General features: G+C 64.3%; 30 protein-coding genes. 8 read left to right on the top strand and 22 right to left on the bottom strand.

Annotated elements, in window-relative coordinates; translation table 11 throughout:
* Positions 1-2: 2 nt before the first annotated feature.
* The 22 genes from CXP40_RS16330 to CXP40_RS16215 form a co-directional block, all read right to left on the bottom strand.
* On the bottom strand, positions 3-446 hold the full coding sequence (locus CXP40_RS16330) for a hypothetical protein (RefSeq protein ID WP_256579465.1): 444 nt from the start codon (positions 444-446) through the stop codon (positions 3-5).
* Positions 446-3,703 (bottom strand): phage tail length tape measure family protein, encoded by a 3,258-nt coding sequence (locus CXP40_RS16325; RefSeq protein ID WP_106734629.1) that lies wholly within the window; start codon positions 3,701-3,703, stop codon positions 446-448. Before CXP40_RS16325 ends, CXP40_RS16330 begins: the two co-directional genes overlap by 1 nt.
* A gap of 57 nt (positions 3,704-3,760) precedes the next feature.
* Entirely contained in the window at positions 3,761-4,243 is a 483-nt protein-coding gene (locus CXP40_RS16320; RefSeq protein ID WP_106734628.1) for a DUF4124 domain-containing protein, read from the bottom strand.
* 80 nt (positions 4,244-4,323) lie between these two features.
* Entirely contained in the window at positions 4,324-5,097 is a 774-nt protein-coding gene (locus CXP40_RS16315; protein WP_106734627.1) for a hypothetical protein, read from the bottom strand.
* A gap of 60 nt (positions 5,098-5,157) precedes the next feature.
* The gene (locus CXP40_RS16310) at positions 5,158-5,340 is read right to left on the bottom strand and encodes a glycogen branching protein (RefSeq protein ID WP_106734626.1); all 183 of its coding nucleotides are present in this window, start codon (positions 5,338-5,340) and stop codon (positions 5,158-5,160) included.
* Positions 5,341-5,349: 9 nt separating this feature from the next.
* Positions 5,350-5,817, bottom strand: a complete 468-nt coding sequence (locus CXP40_RS16305) for a hypothetical protein (RefSeq protein ID WP_106734625.1) — start codon at positions 5,815-5,817, stop codon at positions 5,350-5,352.
* Positions 5,817-6,422 (bottom strand): hypothetical protein, encoded by a 606-nt coding sequence (locus CXP40_RS16300; RefSeq protein ID WP_106734624.1) that lies wholly within the window; start codon positions 6,420-6,422, stop codon positions 5,817-5,819. The genes CXP40_RS16305 and CXP40_RS16300 overlap by 1 nt, the downstream gene beginning before the upstream one ends.
* Positions 6,419-6,964 (bottom strand): hypothetical protein, encoded by a 546-nt coding sequence (locus tag CXP40_RS16295; protein ID WP_139804682.1) that lies wholly within the window; start codon positions 6,962-6,964, stop codon positions 6,419-6,421. The genes CXP40_RS16300 and CXP40_RS16295 overlap by 4 nt, the downstream gene beginning before the upstream one ends.
* Before the next feature lies 1 nt (position 6,965).
* Positions 6,966-7,523: a hypothetical protein gene (locus CXP40_RS16290; RefSeq protein WP_106734623.1), complete on the bottom strand. Its 558-nt coding sequence runs from the start codon at positions 7,521-7,523 to the stop codon at positions 6,966-6,968.
* Positions 7,523-7,843: a hypothetical protein gene (locus tag CXP40_RS16285; protein ID WP_106734622.1), complete on the bottom strand. Its 321-nt coding sequence runs from the start codon at positions 7,841-7,843 to the stop codon at positions 7,523-7,525. Before CXP40_RS16285 ends, CXP40_RS16290 begins: the two co-directional genes overlap by 1 nt.
* A 58-nt stretch (positions 7,844-7,901) precedes the next feature.
* Positions 7,902-9,224 carry a phage major capsid protein gene (locus CXP40_RS16280; RefSeq protein WP_106734621.1) on the bottom strand — a complete coding sequence of 441 codons (1,323 nt, stop codon included), beginning with the start codon at positions 9,222-9,224 and terminating at the stop codon, positions 7,902-7,904.
* Between the two features lie 62 nt (positions 9,225-9,286).
* Positions 9,287-10,249 carry a signal peptide peptidase SppA gene (gene sppA / locus CXP40_RS16275; RefSeq protein WP_106734620.1) on the bottom strand — a complete coding sequence of 321 codons (963 nt, stop codon included), beginning with the start codon at positions 10,247-10,249 and terminating at the stop codon, positions 9,287-9,289.
* The gene (locus tag CXP40_RS16270; protein ID WP_106734619.1) at positions 10,246-11,517 is read right to left on the bottom strand and encodes a phage portal protein; all 1,272 of its coding nucleotides are present in this window, start codon (positions 11,515-11,517) and stop codon (positions 10,246-10,248) included. Before CXP40_RS16270 ends, sppA begins: the two co-directional genes overlap by 4 nt.
* 2 nt (positions 11,518-11,519) lie before the next feature.
* Positions 11,520-11,699 carry a hypothetical protein gene (locus CXP40_RS16265; RefSeq protein WP_106734618.1) on the bottom strand — a complete coding sequence of 60 codons (180 nt, stop codon included), beginning with the start codon at positions 11,697-11,699 and terminating at the stop codon, positions 11,520-11,522.
* The gene (locus CXP40_RS16260) at positions 11,696-13,510 is read right to left on the bottom strand and encodes a terminase large subunit (RefSeq protein ID WP_106734617.1); all 1,815 of its coding nucleotides are present in this window, start codon (positions 13,508-13,510) and stop codon (positions 11,696-11,698) included. Before CXP40_RS16260 ends, CXP40_RS16265 begins: the two co-directional genes overlap by 4 nt.
* Positions 13,473-13,997, bottom strand: coding sequence for a P27 family phage terminase small subunit (locus CXP40_RS16255; RefSeq protein WP_021442038.1), 525 nt, complete (start codon positions 13,995-13,997; stop codon positions 13,473-13,475). The genes CXP40_RS16260 and CXP40_RS16255 overlap by 38 nt, the downstream gene beginning before the upstream one ends.
* Positions 13,998-14,097: 100 nt before the next feature.
* A complete protein-coding gene (locus CXP40_RS16250; protein WP_371916966.1) occupies positions 14,098-14,490 on the bottom strand; it encodes an HNH endonuclease in 393 nt (130 codons plus the stop codon).
* Positions 14,483-14,845, bottom strand: coding sequence for a phage holin, lambda family (locus tag CXP40_RS16245; protein ID WP_157831690.1), 363 nt, complete (start codon positions 14,843-14,845; stop codon positions 14,483-14,485). The genes CXP40_RS16250 and CXP40_RS16245 overlap by 8 nt, the downstream gene beginning before the upstream one ends.
* 579 nt (positions 14,846-15,424) lie before the next feature.
* A complete protein-coding gene (locus CXP40_RS16240) occupies positions 15,425-15,799 on the bottom strand; it encodes a hypothetical protein (RefSeq protein ID WP_106734615.1) in 375 nt (124 codons plus the stop codon).
* Entirely contained in the window at positions 15,796-18,036 is a 2,241-nt protein-coding gene (locus CXP40_RS16235; protein WP_106734614.1) for a VapE domain-containing protein, read from the bottom strand. Before CXP40_RS16235 ends, CXP40_RS16240 begins: the two co-directional genes overlap by 4 nt.
* 484 nt (positions 18,037-18,520) lie before the next feature.
* Positions 18,521-19,036: a phage regulatory CII family protein gene (locus CXP40_RS16220; RefSeq protein WP_106734611.1), complete on the bottom strand. Its 516-nt coding sequence runs from the start codon at positions 19,034-19,036 to the stop codon at positions 18,521-18,523.
* Between the two features lie 405 nt (positions 19,037-19,441).
* The gene (locus tag CXP40_RS16215; protein ID WP_106734610.1) at positions 19,442-19,699 is read right to left on the bottom strand and encodes a YdaS family helix-turn-helix protein; all 258 of its coding nucleotides are present in this window, start codon (positions 19,697-19,699) and stop codon (positions 19,442-19,444) included.
* Between the two features lie 106 nt (positions 19,700-19,805).
* On the opposite strand from CXP40_RS16215, the gene CXP40_RS16210 reads away from it, so the two are divergent.
* The 8 genes from CXP40_RS16210 (at position 19,806) to CXP40_RS16175 (ending at position 23,044) form a co-directional block, all read left to right on the top strand.
* A complete protein-coding gene (locus CXP40_RS16210) occupies positions 19,806-20,522 on the top strand; it encodes a LexA family transcriptional regulator (protein WP_106734609.1) in 717 nt (238 codons plus the stop codon).
* Between the two features lie 99 nt (positions 20,523-20,621).
* Entirely contained in the window at positions 20,622-20,843 is a 222-nt protein-coding gene (locus CXP40_RS16205; RefSeq protein ID WP_106734608.1) for a hypothetical protein, read from the top strand.
* Positions 20,840-21,163 (top strand): hypothetical protein, encoded by a 324-nt coding sequence (locus CXP40_RS16200; RefSeq protein ID WP_106734607.1) that lies wholly within the window; start codon positions 20,840-20,842, stop codon positions 21,161-21,163. The genes CXP40_RS16205 and CXP40_RS16200 overlap by 4 nt, the downstream gene beginning before the upstream one ends.
* On the top strand, positions 21,160-21,762 hold the full coding sequence (locus tag CXP40_RS16195; protein ID WP_106734606.1) for a hypothetical protein: 603 nt from the start codon (positions 21,160-21,162) through the stop codon (positions 21,760-21,762). The genes CXP40_RS16200 and CXP40_RS16195 overlap by 4 nt, the downstream gene beginning before the upstream one ends.
* 8 nt (positions 21,763-21,770) lie before the next feature.
* Positions 21,771-22,061, top strand: a complete 291-nt coding sequence (locus tag CXP40_RS16190; RefSeq protein WP_106734605.1) for a phage antirepressor KilAC domain-containing protein — start codon at positions 21,771-21,773, stop codon at positions 22,059-22,061.
* Positions 22,051-22,257, top strand: coding sequence for a hypothetical protein (locus CXP40_RS16185; RefSeq protein ID WP_106734604.1), 207 nt, complete (start codon positions 22,051-22,053; stop codon positions 22,255-22,257). The genes CXP40_RS16190 and CXP40_RS16185 overlap by 11 nt, the downstream gene beginning before the upstream one ends.
* Positions 22,254-22,721, top strand: coding sequence for a hypothetical protein (locus CXP40_RS16180; protein ID WP_106734603.1), 468 nt, complete (start codon positions 22,254-22,256; stop codon positions 22,719-22,721). The genes CXP40_RS16185 and CXP40_RS16180 overlap by 4 nt, the downstream gene beginning before the upstream one ends.
* Positions 22,718-23,044, top strand: a complete 327-nt coding sequence (locus tag CXP40_RS16175) for a pyocin activator PrtN family protein (RefSeq protein WP_106734602.1) — start codon at positions 22,718-22,720, stop codon at positions 23,042-23,044. Before CXP40_RS16180 ends, CXP40_RS16175 begins: the two co-directional genes overlap by 4 nt.
* Position 23,045: the final 1 nt, after the last annotated feature.

The following is a 23,045-nucleotide window of genomic DNA, read 5'->3' as shown; positions in this document are numbered from 1 at the left end:
GGTCAATCCTCAGAATCAGGTTCAATGGGTGGCGCGGGGGGCGCCACTGTGATCAGGCGCAGGGTGAGCTGATAGAGCCAGTCCGGGCCAGGCGCAACGGTGCGGTGCACCGGCACGGCCTGAACGACAGGCCCTGCGACGCGGTTCCACGTCACATAGTGCTGATCGCCGCTCGGCAGCGTGAGCTGGTGCACAGCACCGCGCACGCTGGCCATGGCCTCCAGGGCACGCACGGTGGCCAGCGGGAACCAGGCACCGCCGTTGCTCGCCAGGGTGATCGGGCGCCCGTACAGCTTGACGCCCTCCTGCACGATCAACGCACCTGTCAGCGAGCGGTCCTGCTCCTGCTCGATGGCGTTCCAGTCCCACTCGTCTACCCACTCCATCTGCTCGCCGCCCAGCTTCGGATCGGCAGCCAGGTCGAGGCTATCCAGGGTCAGTTGCATTACAGGCTCCTCAAGCCGGCTTGTTCGAGAATGCTCAGCAAGTTGGTCTCGGCGGCATCACCGCTCACTGCCACGTCGACCGCAGGGCGGCCCGGAATCTCCAGGCGGATGACCTTGCTCGGCGTTTGCGTCGGCTGCTGTGCGGCCGGCTGGGTAGTCTGCTGCGCTTCCATGCGCTTTTTCTGTTCCTCGGCCTGGCGGGCCTGGGCGCTCTCGGCCTCGATCTGCCGCAGCAAACCCAGAGCGCGGTTGGCGTTGGCCACCGCCTGGGCGTCACCGCCTGCCTGCGCCTCGGCTACCTGGGCCTGCAGCTCGCGCTGGCGAGCTGCGAAGCGGCGACGCTCGATGTCGTCTTGCCGCCCCTGCAGCCCGTCCAGTTCGTCCTGCAGGCTCTCCAGCGTGCTGCGTGTGGATTGCCCCATCTGCTGCATACGCTGGTTGGCTGCCTCGATAGCCGACTCCAGCCCACTCAGGTCGGATTCATCAAGCAAGCTCAGCGCCTGACGCATGCCACGCGCCCGGCTAACGAACTTCTGCGCGCTGATCGAACCGCGCTCGTAGTCCTGCATCAGCGATTGCAGCGCCGCCTTCTGGCCGAGAAACGCCTGCTGAGTGGCCAGGCTGTCGCGCTGCGTTTCCGCAGCCCAACGCGCCAAGCTGCTCATCATCGGGCGTGCCAGGTCGGCGCGGATATCGCCGAGCGCCTTAGTCACCCGCTCCAGGCTGCTACGGGTGGCATCCAAACTGCCCGTGTCGATACTCGGCGAGGCACTGCTGATATTGCGCAGCGCGTCGAAGGCCTCCAGCGCGGCACGGCTCAAGCCCGCAGCACCTTCACGCGCACGACTCATCACGCCGCCGAAGAAGCCTTCCAGCGCCCCCATATCTTGCTTGGCGTCGCTGGATTCCTTGCGGCGCCGCACCATCGCCTCGCCGCTGGCCTTGCGCTCGGCTTCCATGCGCTTGCCGCTTTCGCGGCGTAGCTGCTCGCTGGTGACGATGGCCTCTTTGTCCGAGGCGTTCTTATCGTCCTGGGCTTTCTTGCTGCCCTGCAGGGCCTGGGTCAGTTCCTTCTGGCGCGTGCTCAGCTTGGCCAGCTCGGCGTTGTACTCAGCCGCGCCGATGTTGCCTTCATCGTAGAGCCGCTTGATGGCGGTGCGGATCGCGGTAATGTCGCGGTCGGTTTTTGCGTCGCTGATCGCACGCTGCACGTCGGCCAGGGACTTGAGGCTTTCGGCCGCAATGCCAACATCACCGGCCATGCTCTTGGCAGCGCCACCCAGCTCGGCAAGCCGGCGATTCAGCTCGACGGAGCTGGCCGAGTATTCCTGCTGGCTGATGTCGCCACGCTTATACGCGGCGTACATCTCATCGCCGACCTGGCGCAGTTGCGCGACCGTCTTGGCCGCGCTGATCTGATCCAGGGCGGCCTGCATGGACGTGACCGCCTGCAGGACGAAATCGGCCTGGCTGACGCTCTCCAGGCTAATGGTCTCTGTCTGCTCTTTTGCCTTGGTCTTGACGTGCTCGGTCGTGGTATCCCAGGCATCAGCGATCTGCTGATAGTCGATCTTGGCCTGCTCGGCATAACCCTGGCTCAACTCGCCAAGGAAGTTGTACAGGCTATCCGCCTTGGCGCGCAGGTCGCTGTCGCCGAACATGTCAGCAATCTGGCCGATGGCAAGCCCAAGCCGGCCAACGGTCTGTTGCACCACCAGCACCAAGGCAGCACCGGCCGCGTTCACGGTGCCGGCGAAGGCGTTCCACACGGTTGAAAGCGTTGCAGTGACAACGCGCGCAGACTGCACAGTGGTTTCAATAGCCGGGCCGATCTGTTCAGCAGCTCGAGCAGCACGAGCTGCTAGCCCTTCGAAGTCGACGGTTGCCAGTTTCTCGACATACTTCGACAGCGCTTCAGAGCCAGCAACGAAGGCATCCGACAGGCTCTGCGCGAGGCGATCAAGGCGGCCATCGTTGGCCATTGCATCCAGGCCGTCGCTCACCTCCACCAGCTTGCGCTGGATATAGTCAAACGCGCCCGAGTTGGCGACTCGGCTGGTGAAGTCGCCGATACGATCCGTGATCCCTTTCCAGAGGCCCGCCGCCGTATTCAAGCGCGCAGCAGCTGCTGCACCACCGTAGGCTTCGGTGAGCATGTCCATGATGATGGACTGCGCTTCGGCCATCCGGCCGGTTGCCTCCAGCTGCTTGAGCAGCCGCTGCTGGCCGGCCTCCAGGGTGAAGCCCTGTCGACTAAGTGCGGCCATGGCCTTGGACGGCGACTGCAGCGCACGGCCAACGATCTCGGACGACGCTTCAGCGCTGATGCCGAGCCGCTGCTGCTGATCAATCGCGATCTGCAGGGCACGCGGGAACTCATTCGCCGCCACGTCCGTATACGACAACAAACGCGCCTGAGCCGACTGAACCTGCTCGGCAGTAAGCATCGAGTTGGCTTCCATGGCATCAGCCATGTCCAGCAGTTGCTGCGTCGTGAACTCGGCTTGCCGGCCAGTAGACGCCAGCGTGGCCTCCAGCTGGGCCAGCGCCTGCTGCTTGTCGGAGCCCTCCATCGCAATGGCGCGAATACCATCACGCACCAGATTGAGGCCAGACCGAACAAGCCCCATGGCAGCGTTGAGCGAGACGTAAGCAGCGGCGAACGCCACCACCTGGCGCACACCGCTGGCCATTGCGCCCTTGGCCGCGTCGATGCGGTCAGCGTGTTCCTTGGCCGTGTCGGCGGCCTTCTTTTCCTCGACGCGCTTTTCGCGGATAGCTTCGCGGTTGGCGGCCAGCGCCTGCTTGCTGCTCTCTAGCTCGCCGGTCAGCCGCTTTTCTTCGGCCACCACATTGTCGGTATCCACCCCCAGCTTTTTTAGCTCGCTGGTGGTGTTCTTGATGGCCTGCTGGTTGCGCTTATAAGCGCGCTCGGCTTCCTCCAGCGTGCGCCGCGCCTCGCGCAGGGCGATACGCTGGCCAGCAGTGGCAGTGGCGTTGTCGCCAATCTCGCGGGTCAGGTCATCCAGCGTCGCACGGGCGTCGGCCTGGCTGCGTGCCAGTCCCTCGGTGGCCTGCTGGTTATCGCGCAGAGTGCGAGCCAGGCCACGGGCGCGGCCTACCTCGTCCATGCTCGCCTTGAGCCGGCGACCTTCCTCGGTCAGCTCGCGCATCGACTCGGTGGCCGGCGCCACGTCGCCGCTCAGGAAGTTGCGGGCGCGCAGGGTGAGCTGGATCAGGCGATCACGAACGGACATCACTTTTCTCCAGGCAATAAAAAACCCGCCGAGGCGGGTTGTTTTGAGAGCTCGCGGTCAGTTCCAGCCGGTTACACAGCCGTTTTGATCCACGTAAATGAATTGCATATCAACGTTGCCACGATAGTAGACCCACTGATCATCACCACTGGAGCTACGATTGATCTCGTTTGGCGGCCCCCATGCCTGGCGGGCCTGCTTGTCCGTCATGCCGGCATATACCTGCTTGCGCACAATCGCCGTCCTGATGTCCTGTTCAGAGCCACCATCGCAAGCGGAACCACCCCCGACAACATTGACCTGACCAGACGCTTGAGCTTGGGGCACTGCCTGTTCAGGGACAACAGGCGTCGCTGCTGGGCCGAGGGACATCCCGGCGCCACCTCGCTGGACAGTGATCGATTCCCCAGCCAGGCCTCCAGGGCAAGCTGCCTGGGTAAACGTAACGTGGCCGCTTTCGTCCACGCACTTATTCAAGTTCGCGGCGCTGGCATCAGCCGTGGCAAGCAGCGCAGCAATAAAAAGATAGCGTCGATCCATGGCAGTTCCTCCCGATAACGGGCCGAATCTACCATCACAACGCCAGCACAGGAACCCGGCCTAAGCCGGGCTCACTGCCATCAGGCCGCAGCCTTCATGCCCAGGCTGTAGAACTGCGACAGCGGCGTATCGTCGCCATCCACGTTGACCACGAGCATATCCGCCAGTAGCTCACCCGTGACCTGATAGGCCGCATAGGTAGTGCCGCTAAGCTGGATCTGTTGCACCAAGCCAGGCTTGAAGCGGCGCAGGCGGGCCGGAGTCGGCGAACCACCCTGTGCGGCGTTGAGGCCGGCGAAGTACATTTCCAGCTCCACCTGCGCGGTGGTCAGCATCTCCACCACGTTGGCCTTGAGCTTGGTGTAGCTGGCCGTGAAGCCTGCGCTGGTAATCGTGGTGCCGCTGGTGAGCTGGATGCCATAGGGCGTCAGCAGGTAATCCGAGCCGGGGCTATAGGCGTCGCCGCCACCGGCCGGCAGGATCTCGACCGACGCCGACAAGTCGGGCAGCTCGTTGAACGGGATCAGCTCGCCTGCCAGGCCTTCGCACACATACGGCTCGGGCGCGGAGACCACACCAGCAGCGACGCCGCGAACCGTGCCACGGCCTACTAGGGCCAGGTTACGCGCGTTCACGTCGTACAGGGTGAAGCTGGCGGTAACACCGGTCACACGGGACGAAGTGTTGCGGTTGCCGGCGCCGGTAATGTAATTGGGCAGGGTCTGCTGATCCTCGGTGTGAGCGATCTGCAGTTCGCTGGTGTTACCCCAGGGCAACAGCGCTTTTTGCGTTTGATAGGCGCGCGAGAAAATATCGCCATAGCCGATAAGGCTGGCGTCTTGAACGGTGATCATGGGTTTACCTCGATGTCAGGATGCGGCGCAGGCGGCCAGGTGAAGCGGGTGGGTGATGGGCTACTTCGGCTCAGCGGCCGGCTTGGCTTCAGCCTTGGGCTTTTCCGGCTCGGGTTTCGGTGCGAAGCCTTCGGCCTGAGCATGCGCGAGGGCCGCGCCGCTCAGTTCCGCGCCCTTCTTGTACAGCTTGACCTTGCCCCCCTCGCGGAAGGTGAAGGCCTTGGTTGCTTTTGGGTTGGACATATCACCCTCCTAGGGTTGGTATTGCTCGACGAAAACAGCGGCGACCTGGGCCTGCACAATGGCAATGCTGTGCCCCGGGGCCGGGTAGTTGAATTGCACGTCACCGAGGGTGACGCTCTGCAGCATCCCGCGCAGCTCAGGCGGTGGACGCTCACGCACAGCACGGCCGATGCCCCATTCGATCTGATCCAGCAGCGCATGCCGCTCGATGTCGGGATGCTGGTCGAAGTTCACGACGACCTCGACTTGATAGGCCCGACCGCGCATGCCGGACATCACCACGCCATTCGGCGTGACCGCATCACTGGTGGAAGCCGCCACCAGCGTGGCCAGCGGCAACGGCTCACCCTGCGGTAGATCCTCGTAGAACTGGCCAACGTGCACACCGGACAGATCCAGCGGGTAGCCGTTGGCCGTGGCGAACGTGCGCAGCTGGGCGGCCAGGAAGTCAGTCACACAGGTGGCGGTCAGCTGCATCAGAACAGTTCCTTATCAAGGTCAAGGTTGAACTCCAGCGCCAGGCGCTCGGCGGCCTTCTCGCGGGTGCTGTCATCCACAGCGACACGGAACAGCGCGGCGGCCGATGGGCCGTTGGCATCGCGTGGCACAACGTAGTCGTAGCGGTATTCCTTGACGCCGGGGTTGCGGGTGGTCGGCCGCACGTTGCGCTCACGCACGCTACGGGTGGCCAGGGGCAGCTTTCGCGCGCTTGCCGGGTTGATGAAGCCGGCCGCGACCTTCTCACCGCGCCACCAGTCCACCAGCACCCGCGCGCGGATCTTGGAGCCGCTGAGCGTGTCGGCACGGTGCCGATAGCAGCGAGCCGGAATGCTGGCCGACGACGGCACAATGCTCGCCTCGGGCCGGTTGGTGTTGGCCAAGTCGAGGCGAATGCGGTCATTGAAGATCACGCGACGCACGCCGGTCGCCTTGGAGAATGGCTCCACCAGCAACACGCGCTTGACCCAGCGCGCCGCCCGGTTGGTCGAGTTGATCTCGATCCGGGCGAAGCGCTTCTCGTCGATGCCAAAGGCAGCGGCGCCGCCCTCGAACGGCGGCAGGCTCACGTCGATGCGGTTCATACCTTCTTCACCCACATGCGCCGCACTACGCGGTCATCCTCGGTCTCGACCAGGCCAGCAACGCGCCAGGCCACGCCTTCCACCTCGAACACAGCACCAGGCTGCGGGCGGCCCACCTCGACCACAGCAGCCTCCAGTTCGGTCACGTACTCAACCGCCCCGGAGAACTGCCCCGGCCGGCTGACGCCATAGGCCAGGAAAACCCGGCAAGGCAGCGCCGTGGCACCTGGCGTTGCGGTGTAGGTGGCAGGCGTGCCCGCCAGCTCCTCGGCGGATACGACCAGCTCGGCGCCATTACCAACCGGACGCGGGCTGACCAAGTGAAACAGCCGGCCGCCGTGCTGCAGGTAGCGACCAGATCGGAAAATGTCGGAGAACCGCGCGCGGATCTCCACCAGGGAACTCTGACGTAACCCGGCAGGCGCCGGGGTGGCGCCCTCTTTGGTGCGGATGTCTACCCAGCGCTGCCCCAGCTCGACCACCTGCAGCTGGTCACCCAGCGCAAGCAGTGTGGCGCGGTTGCGCAATCGGCCTGCTCTCATGTCAGAACCTCGGTGGCACTTCGATCTCGGCCAGCAGCGTGTCTGTGTAGTGGCTGGGCAGCTCGGCCAGGATGGTGCCGACCACCAGCGTCTCGCGGAACTCGTGCGCGGTAGCCGCTGCCATCAGCAGCCACGTTTTCACGCCCGGATACGCGTCGAGATCCGCGCCGGCCTTGTAGCGGATCACCAGGCGGCCAGCCGGGCGCCCCTGCGGGAAGTGCAGGAAGCTCTCGCGCTGGCCTTGCTGGAGACGGTGCGCGGGCAGCGGCTGCAGGTCGGTGACGCTGCCGTCACTCTCCACGCGGCCAATGCTCACGACCTCTGTCGCCTGGCCAACGTCGAGCGCGTGGCCCGAGCCGTAAGACTCGGGCCACTCCTCGACGTACTCAGCAGCCCGAATGGCGGCGCCGGTTTTGGCCTCGGCCTGAGTCGTGACGCCAGGAATGATGACCTGCTCGACGAGATCCGCCTGCAGGTCACCCGCCTCTACCCGACACTGCGCCGCTACCTCGTCCACGGTGATCACTGCCGCCCCCGTGTACGCGATGCGGCGGGCCATTAGGGTTTAGGCTCGTCGTCGTCGCCCGGCTCTTCATCAGCAGGCGGGGTGTCCGGGGCTGGCTGGGTATCAACAGGAGCGCCAGGCTCCGGGGCGGCTTCGCCGCTGCCACCCTTGCCACTGCCCTTGCCCTTGCCACCACCCTTCCCGGTTGGCGCAGAGGCAGCAGGCTTGTCAGGCGCCTTGCCAGCCTTGACCAGCTCGGCCACCTTGCCCTTCACCAGATCACCGGCCGCAACCTCACCGAAGCATGCAACCTCGCCCGCCGAATAGCCGCGCCAGGACTTGGTGAACTTCACCGCTACTTTTTCATTGCTCATGTCATCACCTTACGAATGGGGAAACAGGGAATGCCCCGCCCGAAGGCAGGGCGGTGAATCACATGCCTGCACCCCAATCGCAGGCGGTGCCGACCACGATGGACTCCACGTGGCGCGGGCCGATGTCGTGCTTGGCGATCACGCGCACCAGGGTCTGGTCGCGCTGGAAGGAACTGACCACCTCGCCGCCAGCGTCCTTGTAGGTGGCTTCCTTGCTGAAATCGATGACCAGATCCATGTCCTCGCCGATCATCACGTCGGCGAAGTTGACGAAGTAGATCTCGGTTTCATCGCCATCGACGCCCAGGTTGACCGGGATCTGGTTGCTCAGGCCGTACTTGTAGCCCTTGAGCAGGCCTTGCTCGATCTCCGGGTACGCCTTGTTGCCGTTACCGTCGCGCAGGCTTTGCAGCCAGCGGATCAGGCGCGGATGCATCAGCCAGCCACAGGCCTGCATCTGTACGTTGGCCGTTTCCAGGCGCAGCATCAGGCCGCCCAGGTACAGGTCGATGGCCTGCAGGCTAATGCCGGATTGAGCCGGCGCCGGCACGACGTTCGCCGAAATGGCCCAGTAGCGCAGGCCTTTCGGCAACACCCCGGTGCCGTCTGCACGGATGAAGTGCAGATCCTCGGACAGGCCCATGCTGGTCGCGAGGTCATTCGCCACCAGCTGGTCTACACGAGGGTTCACACCCGACATGCGCAGCAGGTCGTTGGAGATGGGCACCAGCGCGGCCATTTTCTTCGCCGACAGCTTGGTGTCGCCGAAGGTCATGCCAGTCAACGGGATATCCGTTTCAGTGCCGATATAGCCCACCTGGGTGTTGCCAGTGATGCGCGGCATGGTCAGGTTGCCGTTGTTCAGCGGCAGGCTGATGACGCCCATCTTGCGCACAATCGAGGTAGGCCGCAGAGACTCGATCACTTCGGATGCGAAGTTCTGCGGCACCAGCACACCACCAGCACCAGCAGTGACAGTGGACAGCGCCATCTGTACGTCAGAGCCGTACTTGCCATCTTTCGCCAGTTGGGCAGCCAACTGCTGGTTACCCTGCGCAGCAGCCAGCAGGCGAACCATCTGCGCCATACCGGCGCCCTTAACCTGCTCTTTGCCCTCACCACCGTGCAGGCCAGCCGCAGGCGGGCTCTGCGCACCCTGCGCACCCTCCTCGACCGGCACCGCAGCCAGGGCCGCCGACTTCTCGGCCGCCTCGGCGCGGGACAGCTTGGCGGACAGATCCGCGATCTGAGTTTCCAGGCTGGTGAACTCGGCCAGCTGCTCGGCGTTCAGGCTACCGCCGTCAGCCTCGATTTTTGCCAGCGCCTGCAGCTTGGTGTTCAGCTCGGCGCGTTCGCTACGCAGTTGTAGAACTTTGGACATGGTGCCTCCTGGGCATGAAAAAGCCCGCACGAGGCGGGCTTGGGTGACTGCCGCGAACGCGGTCAGAGTTGGGATTGAATGGCCGCAGCGCGGGCGCGTACCGAGATACCGCCAGCACCACGCCCCGCGCGGCTCTCGGCCACGGCGCGCGCCAGGTGGTCGACGGCATCCTGTGGACTCTGGATGCGATCAGCCAGGCCAGCGGCGATACCGTGCTGGCCCTGGTACAGCGCCGCCTCAGTGGCCTTGACCTGCTCGATGCTCAGGCCGCGATACTCGGCCACAGCGTTGACGAACATCTGATAACTCTCCTGCACAAGGTCGTTGAGGAATTTCAGCGACTGGTCGGTGAGCGGTTCATGCGGGCTCAAGTCGTTCTTGTGCGCGCCGGCATAGACGGTGGTGACCTTGACGCCGGCTTTTTCCTCCATCACCGAGCGGTCGAGGTGCTTGGCGATGACGCCAATGGAACCGACGCCGCTGGTCTGGCTCATCACCACCTCGCTGCAGGCCGAGGCCAGCAGGTATCCGCCGCTGTAGGCCATGAAGTTGACCAGGCCAGTGATGGGCTTTTGCTGGGTCATGGCGCGGATCTCGCTGGCCAGCTCGAAGGCACCAACGGCCGAGCCGCCAGGGCTGTCGATGTCCAGCACGATGCGTTCGACCATGGGGTCTGCCACCGCCGTGCGCAGCTGGCGGCGCAGATCCTCGTAGCTGGTCATGACCTCGCAGGCATCAAGGTGAGCGCCACGGCTCACCAGAATGCCGCTAACCGGGATGACCTCGACGCCGGTGCGGCCGATGGCCTGGCGCCGGCTTTCTTCCATGCGCTCCATACGCGTGGCGTAGGCGTTGTCATCGTCGTCGTGCCAGAGCTTGGCGTCACCGCCAGCGCCGGCACCGATGTTGATGATGTTCAGGTGCATGACCCGGTTCGCCCAGCTCACGCCGAGGTCGAGCATGTCAGGCGTCACCAGCAGCGGCTGATTGAACAGCAGGCTGGACGCTCTCAAGTGACGTTTCATTGCTGGAGAATCCTCGTGATCTCGGCGTGCTGCAGCTCCAGCTGCGCGCGCACGTTGGGGTTGGTCAGGTCGGCGGTTTTGCTCACGTCCACCATGTTCAGCGGCTGCAGGTACAGATCGCCGCCCGGAACGGGTGGCATGTTCTCCAGCCGGCGAATGTCGTTGACCGACAGCCAGCCCCATTGCCGGCCAATGGCGTAGGCCTCATAGCGGCTTTTCTGGTCGCCGCGCATCAGGCCGGAAAGGTTGAACTCGATGAAATACGTGCGCCGATCCTGCGGCAGCAGGAAGTCGCGCATCATCGCCTGCTCGTGCCGCTTGGCCCACGGCAGCAGGGCGAACACCACGAACTGAATCAGCAGCTGCTCGATGGTGTTGTAGTTGGCCTTCTCCAGGTCATTCACCATCGGCAGCGGGATCTTGTAGATCCGCGCGATGTTGGTGCCGGTCAGCTTGAGCACGTTCACCACGTCTGCATCGACGTTGGTCATCGAGATGGGCTTGAAGGTCATGCCCTCCTGCAGCAGCGCAACCTTCTTGGCGTTGTCGATGCCGCTGTACTTCTGCCCCCACTGCTCAACCAGCTTGTCGATGCTCGCCTGATCCTTGATCGCAGGCGCCTCGCGAGGCCGCTCGATGACGCCGGATACCGTGGCGCCATTGGCGAACGACTTGCCGGTGTAGCGGGTGATGGCCTGGGCCATGCCCACCGTTTCGGCGTGCAGCTCGATGGGCGACAGGCCCACGTAATGGTTGGTGGATGTCCAACGCACGTGGTGAATCATCCGCGCCGGCACCGGGTCAGAGGTGCCAACGCGATAGTAGGGCAACAGGTCGGCGCCCTTGAGCACCTGAACCTTGTTGTTATCCAGCGGCCACAGCGCCGTAACGTTGCCATCCTCGCGCCGGTCGATCCACGAGTAACCATTGCCGCGAAGGCCGCAGGCCATCTGCCCGCACTCGATCAACTCGAAAGGCGTCTGGAAGCCATTGGGCTGATAGCGCAGCACATCGTAGAGCGGGTGGTTAATGGCCGACTCGCGCTGGCCCTTGTCCTTGCGTTCGTAGACCTCCAGCGGCAGCTGTGCCAGCGTCTCGGCCAGCAGGGTGACGCAGTTGTGCAGGATGGGCACGCCCAGCGCCGTCTCGGGCGTGACGGATACCCCGGCGCTGTTGCCACCGCCAGAGCCGATCAGGCCGCGCCAGAAGTCGCCGAAGCTCTCCAGCGTGCCCTGCTGGCCGGTGCCGCGCAGGCTCGAAAAGAACATGCTCAGCCCCCTTGGATTTTGATGGCAGCCGCTGCACGGTCAGCAAGCAGCGACCAGGCCAGCAGGCCGAGGCCGGCGACGATGAACGCCGCTGGCACGTTGAGTTGAGCCACACCCGCGACCAGCAGGCCGAAGCCCACCAGCCCGGCGAGCCAGGAAAGGATCTGTAGCAGCCGGCTCATATGCCCACGCCCTTGTCATAGATGGATGTTCCGCCACCAGGCGGCGCCGAGCCGCTGACGCCGGTTGCAATGACCGAGGCAACGATGCCGTCAATCCGGCCGTTCGATTTCGCCTTGTCGACCTTGCGATTGTTCGCCGGGTCGGAGGTGGTCACGGCGTTGGCCGCGCACATGGTCAACACCGGGTTGCCGTCGTGCCGCAACGTCTCCACCACCTCGAACTCGCTCAGGTCGATGTCGAGCGGGTTGCCGTCCTCATCCAGCACCTGGGGCGGCATGCCCAGCAACCGACGCTCGAACTCGTCCACGGCCGGCGACATGCTCTGATAGCCCTGGCCGAATGGCTCCATCTCCGGCAGCTCGATATCGTGCTCGATCATCAGCTGCTTTAGATCCTCGATCCGCCAGCGGTCATAGCCGATCTTGCGCACGTCGAAGTACGCGCAGATCGTCTGCAGGCGCCGCAGTACATGCAGCTTGCTGATAGCCCGGCCCGGCGTCGTCTCCAGATGCCCCTCGGCGATCCACACGCGGTACGGCACGCGGTCGCGGTTCTCACGGCCCTCAAGGTCGTGATCGGGTATCCAGAAGTACGGCAACAGCCGCCAGTGCGGATCAGCCTCGGTCGGGTAGAACTCCAGCACGAACGATGTCAGGTCGGTGGTGCTAGCCAGGTCGAGGCCGGCCACACACGGCCGATTGCGCAGCATCCGCATCGGCACGCGCTCTGCAGCGCCCAGCCAAACGTCGCCGCTGATCCACGGGTTTTCCGCCGCCGTCCACTGACAGAAGTTCAGCCGCCTTACCACGGCCTCTTTCGCCGGCAGGCCGCGCGCCGCCACCACCTGCTCGCGCAGGTAGCGACGCCCCGGAATGCCATCGGTGCGCCCCTCGGGAATGAAGTCGAGCGACGGGTTGACCTTCGGCCAGCAGGCCTCGTCGGTCAGCGGATCGTCGCCCTCGTCCAGCGAGCAGATGAACGCGAAGAAGGTGTCGTCGATGACATCGCCACGGCACACGCGTACACCGTAATCGTGGTACTGGCCGGCCACGCTGTTCTTGTCCGACCCGCTGTTGGTGATCATCGCCACCAGGGCGCGGCGCCGGTTCTTGGTGCCGGCCCGCATCATCTCGACGGCCGAAGCCGTCTTGTGCTCGTGCACCTCGTCCAGCAGGCCCATGTGCGGGCGCGGCCCCGACTGGCCATCATCGTTGCTGATGGCCCGGAAGAAGCTGTTGGTGTTCGGGTAGAACAGGTTCCAGATCTTTTCGTTGCGGCCGCTCTGCTCGATGCGCGCCGCCAGCTTGGGCGACATGGTGACCATCGACACCGCGTCGCGGAACATGATCATGGCCTGATCTTTCTTGGTCGCGGCGGCGTAGATCTCGGCGCGCTGCTCACCATCGGCCACCAAGCCATACAGCCCGATACCCGCAATCAGTGGCGACTTGCCAGAGCCCTTGCCCGTTTCGATATAGGCCAGGCGGTAGCGGCGCACGCCGTCGTCAACGTACCAGCCGAACAGGCTGCCCACGACGAACGCTTGCCAGGGCGCAAGCTGGAATGGCGAGCCCTCATAGTCGCCGCCGTTGAGGCAAAGCACGTCCTCGAAGAAGCCGATGGCACGGTCGGCCGCAGCCTGATCCCATACCAGGCCGCGCTCGCCGCCGCGCTCCAGATCGTTCAGGTGCCGCTGGCAGGCGTTGCGAACATCCGGCCCGGCCACGATCTGGCGAGCCAGCACGGCCATGGCGAAGCCACGCACGCGGCAATCAGCTGAAGTATTGGTCAGCAGCGTCTCTTGGTGCATTGGGGAACAACTCGCCTTGAGGCACCAGCGCCTTCATGGCGCGGCGCGCAACCGGGGAAAAGCCGAACAGCGCCCCCGCTTGGTTCGCGCGGCGCTCGGCGTCGTTGGCGAGCTGCCGCCAGATGCTGATCTGCTGGGCGCCGGTCTTGTACGTCTGCACGTCGCCCTTGCCCTCCAGCTCGGCGTTCAGGTCGGCGATCTTGCGGCGGAACCGCACCCAGTCGCCCACCGCCTCGCAGTACGAGGCAAGCGCCATCATGTCCAGCTCACTGACCCAGCCCAGCGCTAGCAGAGCCTCGGTCACACGGTCCCATTCCTGCGCGCCCTCCGGGCTCAGGAAGTCGGGTTTAGGTGGAGCCTGTACCGGCACAGCGGGTGCCTGCGCAGCCGCTTGTAGCGCGGCCATGCCCTTTTTGCTGGGGTCGCCGCGCAGCTGATGCACGGTAGCCGGCAACGGCGGGCGGCCTGAATTGGCATTCCCGGCCATCGATCAACCCTCCAAAGTCTGAAGCCCCCACCCCCCCATTTTTCCCGGCGTTGCACACGAGGTTCCAGACGTCGTTCTAGGTTCGGGCGGCGAAAAGTTTTTACCCCCCCCCTACCCCTGGCTTGGCAGCCTGGGCCGGGCGGTTCCAGTGGTGGCGCGGATCGAGCGGCAGGCCCGAGTCAGAGCAACCGAGCCGGCCGCCCTTCTCCATACGCTGCTTGGTCGAGTTGTGGCACGTCCCGCACAGCGACTGCCAGTTAGTGCGATCCCAGAACAGGCGCCAGGCCTCGGCGATTCGCTCGGCGTCGCCGCTCAACCTGGCGTCACCTAAGCGTGGCGCCTTGATGTGGTCGACCACACTGGCGGCCACCGCCCGGCCCTTGTCCCGGCAGTACACACAGAGCGGGTTGCGCCGCAGGTGATCCGCCCGGGCCTGCTGCCAGCGGTAGCCGTAGCCCTTCGCGGCAGAGGTCAGCGGCTTAGCCTTAGCCACGCGGCTCACCCATATCCGTCAACTTGATGTTCAGCAGGCGGATGGCCAGGCGGCGCACCGCCTCGACACCGAAGAAGCCGACCACGCCGCCGATGCCGACAGCAACCTGTGCCAACGACGCCTGGAACTCTGGCCACCACAGCTGAATGGCCAGAGCAGCCAGCGACGTACCGGCCACCGTCAGCAGGCCGCAAAGCCCAGCCTCCAGCGCGATGCGCTGCCACGCCTTTTCCTTGCGGTCGTAGATCACACGCAAGCAAGCAATCACCAGAGCCATAACGAACCCCTGTACGGCCGGGGATGGTTCAAGCAACCAGGCGAGGAACTCGGCCCACAGGCCTGGATCTTTATCCATCACGCCGCTCTCCAGATGGCGGAAACAAAAAAGCCCCGGCAACTGCCGAGGCTCGAATGGGTAGGTGCATCCTTGCACCAGGCGCCGGGACCACCGGAGCGCCATAAACAAAAAACCCGGCGCGGCGGCCGGGGTTTGCGGTAAGCCCGCCTTAGCGGACCTCTTCGAAGATGGCTGATTTATACCCCTCGATTCTCATGGCAGCAAGGGCCTGAGACTGCCACCCCAGCAATGCACCAGCAATGCGCCGACAAAGCGCCCGCAATGCGCCGGCAATATAACAATCACCGGCTACCGCGCCGCAGGCGCAACCCCACATGCCCCACCGCATTTCAAGGTGAGACAACGCTACACCCCGCATCCCCACTGACTATTCCCCACCTCCCCACCTTTCCAAAGGAATTAATAGATTGTGAGGGCGCGCGAGCACGCGTGCGCGTGTATACACGCGTGGTGCCTGCACATACGTGCACGGGGTGAAGGTGGGGAGGTAGGACACGCCCAGCAAATACGCGGCCTCAAGCGTGGCCCACATACCAAACGCGGTAGGCCAGGTGGGGCACAAACGAAAAGCGCGCCTCATGCGGCGCGCTTCCGGTTGATCAACTCACGCTCCAGGCTCTCATGCGCCTGGTGCAATCGTCGGTAATACTGGGGTCGACTACAGCCGCACGCCGCCCACTTCTGCGAATCACGGCTGTCATAGTTGGTGTAGTGCTCGATCACCACCTGGCGTTCCTTATCCGGCAGATGCCGGTTAACCAGCAGCTCAATCTCGGCCGACTGCTCCAGCAGCACCTTGCTGCCTCGCGTACTGCGGATCAGCTCGCCGCGCGAGTCTATCAGAGCAGCCAGCACACTGCCGCCGCCACCGCAAACAATCGGCGTCGCATCATGGTCCGGGTGCAGCTCGGCCGCCCACAGCTGCAGCGCCTCGTCCATATACCGGATCATGCGAACGACTCCCGCTGCTGAAGCGGAATCTGCCCCGGAGTCTTCCAGCTCTCCGGCCGCTCGTACTTGTACGGTCGCACCCCGCCACGCCCCTCGGGCGCCATCCGCTTACGCCGCCACTTGAGCCGATGCATGATCTGCCCGAGCCGCGTCTGCTCAGGCCGCCCCCAATGGCCAGGGTCGAGCAGCAGCGCCTTCTCCAGCAGCACGTCACCGCCGATAGCCTCGCAAGGGTTCCGCTCCAAGTAGTCCACAATCCTCGGCTCCCAGGCGTCACCCTGAAAGCGCACGTCCTGCTCGGCACCGAACATCGCCTCCTCGTCATGCTGCGGCCACCATGGCTCGTCGGCCTCGTACAGGCGCAGCGCCTCGGCCCACAGCTGGTCACGCACCTCGCGCAGGCCGGCCAGGTCCACCTTCATGCACAGCACCGGCCAGTAACGGCGGTTCCCGGTCGGGTCGCGTAGGTACTCGTCTTGGTTCGTCGAGCCGGCGAACACGCACTGGCGCGGCAACCGGATGTTCCGCCGTCCATAGCTCGGCCGGAAAATGTCCACCTCCGCCCCGAAGAACGACTTCGCCTTGGTGCTCTCAACCTTGTTGAACGCATCCAGCTCGGCCAGCTCGACGATCCACATACCCTGGATCGACTGGTATGCCTCCTTATCCCCCAACGGGATCGGCGTATCCATGAACCACTCACCGCCCAGCACCCGCAGCGCCGAGGACTTGTTAAGCCCCTGCTCGCCTTCGAGGATGATCACACAGTCGGCCTTCGCCCCCGGCACCATCACCCGTGCCACGGCCGAAATCAGGTAGCGCATCCCTGCTATGCCGGGGTAATCATCGTTACCGGCCAGCGCAACGCCGCCCAGGTAGTCCTTAACCCAGGTCCGCAAGCGCGGCGTGCCGTCCCACTTCAAGCCCTGCAGGTAATCGCGCACCGGGTGGAACGGGTTCTGATTGGCGACCACCGCCACCGCCTCCAGCACCGCCAGCGACTTCACCTGCAGCCCATACTGCTCAGCCAGCCAGATCCCTGTGCGCGTATCGTCGAGGTCCGACCACTCGCCAGCACGGCCACCATAGGGCGTCGCCCGACGCTTCACCGTGCGGCCGGCGAACAGATCCTCACCGATCACGCCCTTCCAGCGCTCGTCGTTCTCCAGAATCAGCACCACGTTGGCCACCACCGACAGCAGCGCGCCCTTCCCGTTACGGTGCAGCGCCGCCTTCCACTCGGCATCGGCAGGCGGGCGCACGGCCGCCAGCACCTGGCGCCGCACTGCGTCCAACCCCTCGGCCAGCTGCAGGTCGTTGAAGTCGGTCCACTTGTCGTCACGCTCCCCGCTGAACACAGGGAACACCACTCGCCCGCCGACCACATGCGCCGCGTGCTCGGCCTTCTCGATGCCAGGGTTCCACGGCTCGCCCTTCGCCGTCTTCGTCTTCCAATCGTCATCCGCGCAGAACAGGAACTGCCGGCCAGGGAAGCGCTCGCGCAACGCCTCGGCTACCGGCATCAAATTGCCCGCCGTGAAGGCTGCGCAGGCGCACAGCCCAGTGGCCAGGTGCACAGAGGCCGCCGTCGCATACCCCTCGCAGATCAACACCGGCTCGCCTGGCTCCGGGTGCGGCCCCAACAGATGGAACGCCCCAACCGGGTCAACACCGGCCGGCCAAAAGCGCTTGCTCAGCCCGTCCGCATCCGGCGTGCCGAACAGCACCTGCAGGCCGACAACCTTGTCGTGCACATTGATCATCGGCACCAGCGCGGTATCCGGCTTGCGGCCGAACTTCAACCCAACAGCCGGCACCGCCTTGCGCTCCAGATAGCCACAGCGCCCGCGCTCCGGCAGGGACTCCCACATACGCGCCGCCCGGCGCCGAGCACCCGCTGCGCGTGCGGCGCGCTTGGCCTCCTCTTTCGCCTTCGCCGCCTCAATGCGCGCCTTGATGACCTTGCGGTCCTCCTCGCTCATGCGGCCGCCCACAGGCTTCAGCTTATGGAAGTCGCCCTTCTCGCCCTCGCGCCACGAGCCGAACGCACCCGCGTAATAGGTGCGCCCCGCGTTCGAGTGCTCATAGATCACATAGAAGCCGGTCTTCGTCTTGCCCTTGTCGCCCGCAGCCCGGCAGCGCGTGCGCACGTCCAGCATCAGCGGCGTATCAGGATCAAGGCCCGCGTCCTGCAGCTGGGCCAGCACGTCGTCGAGTAGTTCGTGACGGTCAGTCATTGGCGCCCCCTTTAGCCTTAGCCGGAGGCCAAGAGGCCCAATCGCCGGGAGGCAGCTCGTCTGTCACGTCTCGATCACACCACTGAGAGAACTTCTCTATGGAAAGCCGAGGATAGTGACGCCCATGGCCAACGGCCGGGCCGTCGTACTGCACCTCAAATGCACCTACGAACAAGACAGTTCGGTCGTTAACAACCTGAGCTAGGCCGCAGCTCACAGGTCTAGGTTTTTTGGCACGATATGTCCGCCCGACCTCAAGCTTGATGGGTTCGCTCATCGCCCACCCCCTTTCCGATCCAGCAGCACCTGGCAATCGATGCAGGTCAGGCAGTCATACCCTGCCAGCGCTTCAAGGCGCGCTTTTGGGATCGTCACACCGCAGGAATCGCAATACTCGGTATGCACAGGCGCCGGCTTGGACAGGCGGGCAGCAGCGCGGGCTTCCTCATACACGGCGTACTCAGCTGCCGCACGATCAGCGATATCAGCCATCGGCTCGCCCCTCGTCATGCTTGCGGCGCACCACCGCACCCAACTTGAACACACCCTGCACCAGGCGCTCGGCCAGCTGCTCGAACTCGGCCAGCTCGTCGCAGTTCAGGTGGTCATCCGCCAGCGCCTTAGTCAGCTGATTAATCAGCTCCCCTTCGCGCTTGAGCATGTCGCCCAGGCTGGCCAGCAGGGCCTGGGGCGTATCGGTCTCGCGCAGATCGCTGATGTCGATGCCCACCCAGCCAATCGGGTGCAGGATGGCGTCAACAATGCGCGGGTCGCGGGTCAAATCCAGCACCAGCTCAAGGTCATTGATGTTCGGTGTGTGCGTGCGGTTGGTCAGGGACAGCTTGTGATTGAGGGTGGTCGGGTTGACCTGGCCGTCAACGGCGGCAATGGCGGTGGCGCCGCCTGGGTAGTCGTGTGCCGCGTGATGCAGCGCTTGAGGCAGAGTCAGAATCGAACGCTTCGCGCGCTCGATACTGCTCCAGCGGGAACGGTAAGACATGGCAAAAACTCCCGAAGCCAGCCCGAAGGCACGGCCTCATAGTCGTCAGGTGGTCGCATGCAGCCGGCGAACCGACCGCACCCCGAGCAAGGCCCATGCTCCGCACAGGCCCTGCCCTTGCAGCTCGCCCGCTGGTGGTGGCAGCGAACGAACAACCCCAGGCATCCCGGCCCAGGTTCGGCGCGCAGTGGTGGTGCGCGCCTCGGGTATGGCAGCCGCCGCAGCAAGCTGCCAGTGACCAGGGCGGGGGCTGTTGATATAGTCCACGCCATGGCCCTCCTCGTCAGGTGGTCCATACGCCTGCTGATCTGTGGTGGAGAGGCAGGCAAACACAGAGCCCTCGGGCTCTGGCGGCCACCGCTACAACGGCGGCCGGGAAACGAGGCGCCTCACGGCGCCTTTTTTCTAAGCGGCCTGATCCTCTGCCACAGGCTCAGAGCCAAAAACATCGGGACGCAGCCGGTAGCGGCTAACGCCAGAGATCGACTCAATGGCTAGCACCCACTCAGCAGGGCAACGACCGTTGACACGCAGGTGGTGGTGCAACAACTGCTGCGAAACCTTACGCCCCATGGCGGCCAGGCTTCGCGAAAGCGCCGACTGCCCTTTGGCAGCCTTCACGGCCTCGGCAAAAGCCTCAGCCATCAACTCTTCGGGACTCATGACAGGAACCTCTTGTGAAGCCAGGCCCAAATCTACAAACAAAACTGTTAAGTAGCAACAGGCAATTTTGTTTGTTCATTAACAAATACATTTGTAGATTCGCGGCATGACTACCCAAACCAAACGACTCCAGGTCATCGCCGACCTTTTCAAGAGGCGCCGCACCGAACTCAAATTGAGCCAAGGCGACGTCGCGGCCGGCGTGCGTGCCCTGCTGGGCGAAGGTGCAGCATTCACCCAGCAGTCATACGCAGCCATCGAGCAAGGCAAGACCAAGCATTCGAAGTACCTGGCGCAGATAGCCCGCGTGTTAGGAATACCGCCTCAAGCGGTAGACCCAGCACACCCCGGCCCTAATCTGGTGAGGGAAACATCGATCCCCTACGGTTCAGAAGCCGTTGTAGTCGGGGAAGCAGGAAGGAAACTGCCAGTGATTGGATCAGTAGCAGCGGGCGTCTGGTGCGAGGCCGTCGATAATTTTCAGCCAGGCGATGCAGAAGAGTGGATCGAAGCCCCAGGGCCGGTAGGCCCCAGAGCGTTCGTGCTCCGTATTGAAGGGTTCAGCATGTACAACCCCAACGCCGCCGTTAGCTTCACCGATGGCGACAAGGTTGTGGTTGACCCCGATAAGGAAGCCAACTCTGGCGACTTCGTAGTCGCAAAACTTACTGACTCCAACTCAGTCACCTTCAAGCGGCTTCGCCAGGAGGAGGGCAAGTGGTTCCTCGAAGCCCTGAACCCTGATTGGAATCCTCGCTACATCCACATGACCGAGGAATGGCACATTTGCGGCCGTGGAATGTGGAAGGTCCAACAGCTTTAACAGGCGACAACAAACAAGCCTACAAACAAAACTGTTGACCACCCTACAAAATCACTTGTAGATTTGCCTCGTCTCTCCACCACAGAGCCGAGGTAAACCATGTCTGCATCCCTTCACGCGCTGCCCTCCTGCCCGGAGACGCGCGTTTTTGAACTACGCCGCGCCGCCCAGGCCACCGGCTGCCAGTTCTCCCGCGTAAAACCCAAGTTCCTGTTCGCCACCGGCCACGTCGACTTCCTGCCCAGGGAAGCCGCCGACCGCCGTTACACCGTGGCCGATCAGCCGCCCTTCGATCCGAACGATGGAGGGCATGCGGCATGAACCCGACCATCGAAGCGCTCATTCTGAGCATCTGCGCCCTTGGCCTGCGCATCACCAGCGCCGGCCAGTTCCACGTCCTCGTCGATCTCACCGGCCATGTTGAATCGGTCTATGTGCGGATCTATCCGGCCGACCACCAGTACATCGGCGCCGGCAGCAAGCCGCCCCTTTTCAAGGCCGACATTCGTTACGGCCATGGCAAGCCGCACCCTTGGGACAACGAAGACCCAGCAAGCAAGCCAATTGCAGAGCTTGAGCAGCTGAAGACCGCGCTGGCCGCCTACCTGCCAGAAAACCAACCGCAGGAGGTGGCAGCATGAACTTCGCCCTCCCCGAAGACGCCCTGCAGCGCCTGAGTGCCCAGCTCAACCTCACCGGCACGTTCAATCACACTGTTTCGCGCATGCCCTATAGCCGCGATCAGGTGATGTTCCGCATCGGTATCGAGCGTGGCCAGTTCCGTACGACCGTTCGCATCGAGATGGGCGAAACGGTGCACAGCATGGACGTGCAGACCGCGCACCCCGAGAAGCACCTGCAGGTGGCGGACTTTATCGACGCCATTGCCAACGGCCGCGTCGACGGCGGCGAGCCGGCACCGCCCCGCGTAACCCGCCAGCCCCTTCTGCCCGAGCCCGACGCCCTACTGAGCGAAACCCAGCTAGGCCGGCTCAAGCACATGGTGCGCTACGGCGGCTTTACCAGCCTCGAAACCGGCCACGAGCACCCCATCAACGTCGCAGTGCACCGCACCCGACCGGCCGAGGGCGTGACCGTCATCGCCAGCATTGGCACCGCTCGCCCGCGTACCAAGTGCTTCACCGTGCGCGGCGATCAGCGCGAATGCCTCAAGCGCCTGCTGATCAGCATCGAGCACCTGCACATCATCGCCACGCCCCAGCGCGTGGCCGCAGCGTAGGAGGTCACATGAGCCATTCACTCAAAGACACCGCCGAACGCCTCGGGCTCAAGCATCGCGCCATGATGAAGCTGATGCGCGAAAAGGGCCTGCTGGACACCTTCAATCTGCCGGCGAATCCCGAGCTGACCAAGCTCTATCTGGTGACGCGCGAGAACCCGTTCTACAGCGACACCAAGGGCTGGCGGCTCACTCGCACCACCCGCGTCACCGATGCCGGTATCCCGTGGCTCGCCGACAAGCTCGGCATCGAGCGCCCAATGCCCGAACCAAAGGCGGACCCGGGCGATGTCGCCTGACCTCCTCTACACCACCCCGGACGGGCGGCAGATCACCCCTACCTCTGCCCGCCAGTGGGTGACCGTCATCTCGAAGCTGCCCACCCTGGACGAGCGCAAAGCAGCCATTGCCAACCACGTGCCCGAACACCTGCGCGCCCTCGTGCGCACCATGGGCCGCAACGCCTGGGAACACCCAGCCCGGAGCAAACAATGAAAGACATCAAGCTACTCGACGACACCCTGCTGGACCTGCTGCGCATGCCCGAGGCACAGCGCAACAGCGAAGTCATCAGCAGCGCCCTGCACCTGGCTGCCAGCGCGGCCGGCCTGCGCCTCGGCCAGGCCACCGACCTGCAGCTGCAGCACATGCAGCTCGAAGGCGCCGTCGCCCGCCTCACCGAGGCCATGGGCGAAGGCTTCACCCACCGCACCACCCTGCGCCTTGGCCCGAACCTGAGCGGCATCGAGCTGTTCGCCTACATCGAAGCCATCGGCAAGGCCGACGAGATCCGCTTCACCGGCTTCGGCTCCACCGCCCAAGGCGTGCTTAGCCAGCTCAACCAGGCTATCGCCGCGTTTGGCATCAACACGGGCCAGGCCAAGCCCAAGGCTCGCCACCCCAACAAAAACCCGCTGCGCCTGCTGCCGCGCAAAGCCCGTGAGGCGCGCCGCGCATGAGCCCACCCAACGACCAGCAGCAGCCCCTGCGCCTGCTGCCAGCCCCCAGGCCGACGACGCTGGACATGCTCTTTCGCATGTTCGGCACCGTCCTGATCCCGCTGGAGACCTTGCGCACTGAGCTGTTCCGCAACCTCAACGCAGACCGCTTCGGCCGCCAGGTCGGCACCGCAGAACTTCCCCTGCCGGTCACGACCCTGCAGGACAGCGGCAAGGCACTGCGCTACATCGAGATCCACCACCTGGCCGCCCACATCGACCAACGTGCCGGCCAAGCCGACGACGCCCTGGCCAAGGTGCTGGGCAAAGAGCAGGAGAGCTGAC

Origin of the sequence: Pseudomonas sp. YY-1 (assembly GCF_002843095.1) — a bacterium.
Taxonomy (GTDB): Bacteria; Pseudomonadota; Gammaproteobacteria; order Pseudomonadales; family Pseudomonadaceae; genus Aquipseudomonas; species Aquipseudomonas sediminis_A.
Note: the sequence above shows the minus strand (reverse complement) of the source record. Positions and strands in the feature narration are given on the sequence as shown.